Annotated in this window: 1 protein-coding gene; it reads right to left on the bottom strand. The window is 71.2% G+C overall.

The annotated features are described in order from the left end of the window. Nucleotides 1–85 precede the first annotated feature (85 nt). Nucleotides 86–469 (bottom strand): linear amide C-N hydrolase (locus tag G3I78_RS48060; protein ID WP_164436924.1); only part of this gene is annotated, 384 nt, incomplete at its 5' end.

Below are 469 nucleotides of genomic sequence, written 5' to 3'. Positions count from 1 at the left end.
GACCCGTACGAGGCCGGCGTCGACCCGGCGGGCTCCACGGCCCTGGTCGGGCGCGCGGGCTCCTGACGGACAGGTAGCCCGCGCCCTACAGCAGGACGAGCTCGGAGCCGTCCGTCGCGTGGTCGGTCATCGCGACGCTCCGGACCGCGGGATCCTCGTACGTGTTCCAGTAGTAGGTCGACGTCCGGGAGGAGAAAAGCCCGGTGTAGACGGTGATCTCGAACTCCCCCGTCCCCATCGCCGCGCTGCCCTCGACCATCGCGACCTGCTGGAGCGTGTGGAACGCGCGGCTGACGTTCTCCTCCTCGCCGTCCTTGGCCGGGTAGTGGGCGTTCACGTACGCCGCGCGCACGAACCGGGACGGCGAGTAGTAGTCCCCCGGGATCCCGCGCATGTGCGACCCCGAGCCGAACGGGGCGAGGTGCGCGCCCCCGAGCACGGTGTCCTTCGGGAAGTCGGGCGAGGCGTT

The organism is Streptomyces sp. SID13726 (assembly GCF_010548375.1).
GTDB lineage: Bacteria > Actinomycetota > Actinomycetes > Streptomycetales > Streptomycetaceae > Streptomyces.
This window is presented reverse-complemented; position numbering and strand designations above follow the sequence as displayed.